This is a genomic window from Mycobacterium sp. (assembly GCF_049585075.1).
Lineage (GTDB): Bacteria > Actinomycetota > Actinomycetes > Mycobacteriales > Mycobacteriaceae > Mycobacterium.
This window is the reverse complement of the sequence record NZ_JBAUZA010000552.1, coordinates 1-3,620: the sequence shown is the minus strand read 5'-3', so window position 1 is coordinate 3,620 and position 3,620 is coordinate 1. Positions and strand designations below refer to the sequence as shown.

5 protein-coding genes are annotated in these 3,620 nt (G+C 68.0%); 2 read left to right on the top strand and 3 right to left on the bottom strand.

The annotated features are described in order from the left end of the window. From WB785_RS25160 to WB785_RS25150, 3 genes are all read right to left on the bottom strand, one after another. Positions 1-714, bottom strand: a 714-nt coding sequence (locus WB785_RS25160) for a CDP-alcohol phosphatidyltransferase family protein (protein WP_424082882.1), incomplete at its 3' end; no start/stop codon positions are given. Continuing rightward, on the bottom strand, positions 714-1,412 hold the full coding sequence (locus WB785_RS25155; protein ID WP_424082880.1) for a phosphatidylserine decarboxylase: 699 nt from the start codon (positions 1,410-1,412) through the stop codon (positions 714-716). The genes WB785_RS25155 and WB785_RS25160, both read right to left, overlap by 1 nt. A gap of 29 nt (positions 1,413-1,441) precedes the next feature. Then, positions 1,442-2,368 (bottom strand): SDR family NAD(P)-dependent oxidoreductase, encoded by a 927-nt coding sequence (locus WB785_RS25150; protein ID WP_424082878.1) that lies wholly within the window; start codon positions 2,366-2,368, stop codon positions 1,442-1,444. A gap of 91 nt (positions 2,369-2,459) precedes the next feature. Here WB785_RS25150 and WB785_RS25145 point away from each other — a divergent pair, with 91 nt between their 5' ends. Both WB785_RS25145 and WB785_RS25140 read left to right on the top strand, forming a co-directional pair. Further along, positions 2,460-2,936, top strand: a complete 477-nt coding sequence (locus tag WB785_RS25145) for a PH domain-containing protein (protein ID WP_424082886.1) — start codon at positions 2,460-2,462, stop codon at positions 2,934-2,936. Between the two features lie 53 nt (positions 2,937-2,989). Continuing rightward, positions 2,990-3,620: PH domain-containing protein (locus tag WB785_RS25140; RefSeq protein ID WP_424082884.1), on the top strand; the 631-nt coding region annotated here is incomplete at its 3' end.

Below are 3,620 nucleotides of genomic sequence, written 5' to 3'. Positions count from 1 at the left end.
GTGCACGGAGAACGGAATGTGGAATAGGTAGGCCGCGATCAGCACCATGATCAGGATGTAGGGGAACAGGAACGCCGCCGCCGCGACAATCGTCAGCGCTGCCAGCAGCAGTGCGGCCAGGTTCGGTGGCACCGACACGGCATGCATCTTGCGCATCGGAATCCGGCTGACCACCAGCATCGAGCAGGCCGCCACCCAGGCGCAGACGAACCACGGCGACGTCCACCAGCCCGCACCGAACTGCAGCTTGGCGGCAAGCGGGCCCAGCGCTGAAATGGCGCCGGCCGGCGCCGGTATGCCGACGAAATACTCCCGCGCAAAGGCCGGCTGGCTGCCGTCGTCGAGCAGCGCGTTAAACCTGGCCAGCCGCAACACGATTGACACCGCATAGAGCAACACCACAACCCAGCCCGCCGGCAGCGAGGGCAGTAACGACACATAGATCACCACCGCGGGGGCGACACCGAAGTTCACCGCATCGGCAAGCGAATCGATCTCTTCGCCCATCCGCGACTCGGCGTCCAGGATGCGGGCCACCCGGCCGTCGAGTCCGTCCAGGATCGCGGCGGCGGTGATCAGCGCTATCGCCACGTGCGGCTGACCCTCCAGCGCGAACCGGATCGAGGTCAGCCCGGCGCAGATGGCCAGCACACTCATCGAGCTGGGCAGGATGCGCAGGTTGACCACTCGCCTGCCGCGAGGCTTGGTAATCATCACAGCTCGGCCAGCACCGTTTCGCCGCCGACCGCGCGCTGGCCGACGCCGACCAACACCTCCGCCCCGGCGGGCAGGTAGGTGTCGAGGCGGGACCCGAATCGGATGAGGCCGTAGGTGTCGCCGATCGAGAGCTTGTCCCCGGCGTGGGCGTCGCAGACGATTCGCCGCGCCAGCAGACCGGCGATCTGAACCGCGACAATGTCCGCGCCGTCGGCGGTGCGGATCTGCATGCTGACGCGTTCGTTGTCGTCACTGGCCGCAGCCAGGTCGGCCGAGCCGAAGCGACCCGGTCGGTGCTGCACGGCAACCACTTCACCGCTAACCGGGGCGCGCTGCACGTGGGCGTCCAACAGCGACAGGAAGATGCTGACCCGGGGCAGCTCTGCGTCGCCCAAGCCGAGTTCGGCGGGCGGGGCCGCGGTGTCGATGACGCAGATCAGTCCGTCGGCGGGAGCGACGACGACGCCTGGCCGGTTGGGCGGTACCCGCGGCGGATGCCGGAAGAACCCTGCGCAGGCACCCGCGGCCAGCAGGCCGGCCCGGCGCAACCATCGATAGCGGCGTCCCGCCACGGCCACTCCCAGTCCGGCGGAGATGAACGGTAGGCCGGCCGGATGCACCGGCGGAACCGTCGAGCGCAGTAATGCCACCAGGCGCTGCGGGCCATTCAGGCCGTCAGAGGGGCGTCGTGCCACGCGGTCATCTTACGGAGCCGCCGGGAGTGTCAGACCGGATACGTCACACCGGTCAGCTCTTCGGAGACCTTCCACAACCGGCGCTGCAAGTCCTCGTCGTGGGACTGCGCGCTGGAGGACACCAGCTTCGGGTGGCCGCGCTGCTCTCCCAGACCATCCGGGCCGTAGTACTGCCCACCCTCGACGTTCGGGTCGGTCGCGGCGCGCAGCGTCGGCAAGGCACCCATCGCCGCGTTTTGAAATAGCAGTGGACTGAGCACCGCGGCAGCCGGTCGCAGCACTGCAGGAAGGTTGCGGAAAAGCTCGGTGTTCGTGATGCCGGGGTGGGCGGCGACGGCGATGGTGGTCGACTGCTCCCGCGCGGCTAGGCGGCGCTGCAGCTCGTAGGTGAACAGCAGGTTGGCCAGCTTAGCTTGCCCGTAGGCGGCGATTCGGTCGTAGCGCTGTTCCCACTGCAGATCGTCGAAGTGGATGGCGGCGCGAATCCGGTGGCCCTGGCTGCTGACCGTCGCCACCCGCGAACCCCGAACTCCCAGCAGATTGTCGAGCAGCAGCCCGGTCAGCGCTAAGTGGCCGAGATGGTTGGTGCCGAACTGCATTTCGAATCCGTCAGCAGTGACCTGTTTAGGGGTGTACATGACCCCGGCGTTGTTGATTAGTAAGTCGATGCGCGGGTAGGCCTTGCGTAACGCGGTCGCGGCGGCCCGCACCGATTCCAGCGAGCTCAGGTCGAGCGCTTGCAGGGTGACATCGGCCTGCGGATGGGCGGCCACGATCCGTGCCAGCGCCAGGTTGCCCTTCTCCAGATTGCGAACCGCCAACACAACGTGGGCGCCGCTTTGGGCGAGCGCGGCGGCGGTGTGATAGCCGAGACCGGTGTTAGCGCCGGTGACGATGGCGACCCGGCCGGTTTGGTCCGGCACGTCGGCCGTAGTCCATTTGCCCTTAGAAGTCATCGCCGAAAACGATACCCACCGGCGGCTGGGGCCGCCTGATGGCATTCTCAGAGGCGTGGACAACCCCCAGCCGAGCCCGCCGGTCGCGGGCATGATCGATCCGGCACATCCGCCGAGCCGGCGCGCGCCGCTGCGGTGGGCCATCGGCGGTGTGCTCCCGTGGCTGATGCTGGCGGCAGGCCAGCTGGTGTGGTTTGCCCTCGATAAGCGGCTGCCCTGGCTGCACATTTTGGTCGTCGTCGCCACCGTGCTCGGTGCGGCGATCTCGCTGGCCGTCGTGCCGCTGTGGCGGTACCGGGTGCACCGGTGGGAGATCAGCCCGCAGGCGGTGTACACCCGGACGGGCTGGCTGGTGCAGGAAAGGCGCATCGCGCCGATATCGCGGGTGCAGACCGTCGACACCTATCGCGGCCCGCTGGATCGGTTGTTCGGTCTGGCCAACGTCACCGTCACCACAGCCTCATCGGCCGGGGCGGTGCACATCGCTGCGCTCGACCTCGCGGTGGCCGACCATATCGTCGCGCAACTGACCGACATCGCCGCGATCGGGGCCGAGGACGCCACGTGACGGCACCCCCGCAGCCCCGGCCCCAAATCGCTTGGCAGCGGCTAAGTCCCAGGATGCTGCTGGTACATCCGGTACACGAATTGCTGCGCGAGCTGCCGTTGTTGATCGGGGGACTGGTGCTCGGTTCGACCACCGGCAACCAGTCCTGGACCGTGGCGGTGATCGCGCTCAGCGTGGTGGTGGGTGTGGCGCGCTGGTTCACCACCAGCTACCGCATCGAGGCCGACCCCGAATCCGGCCAAGTGCAACTGCGGGCAGGCCTGCTCAATCGCAAGGTTTTGTCGGTGCCGCGCAACCGAATTCGCTCGGTGCAGACCGATGCGCGGCTGCTGCACCGGCTGCTGGGGCTGGCCGTGCTGCGGGTGAGCACCGGCCAAGAAGCCAGGGCCGAGCACGGTTTCGAGCTCAACGCCGTCAGGGTTGACCAGGTACCGCGACTGCGAGCCATCCTGCTGGCCGATTCACCGCAGGCGGCAGAAGCGACGACCGCGCAACCCACGACGGCGAGCGCCGTGTTAGCGCGCTGGCAGCCGTCCTGGTTGCGGTATGCGCCGTTGAGCTTTTCCGGTCTGCTGATCATGGCGGCGGCCGCCGGCGTGGTGTATCAGAGCGGATTCGTTGGGCCATTGCAGCATTCGCGGTTGGTCGAGTCCGGGCTGGCGGAGGCTCAGCAGCTGGGTGTGG

Coding starts and splice junctions, on each gene's coding strand:
- WB785_RS25150 (WP_424082878.1), bottom strand. CDS start 2,368: ATGACTTCTAAGGGCAAATGGACTACGGCCGACGTGCCGGACCAAACC.
- WB785_RS25145 (WP_424082886.1), top strand. CDS start 2,460: ATGATCGATCCGGCACATCCGCCGAGCCGGCGCGCGCCGCTGCGGTGG.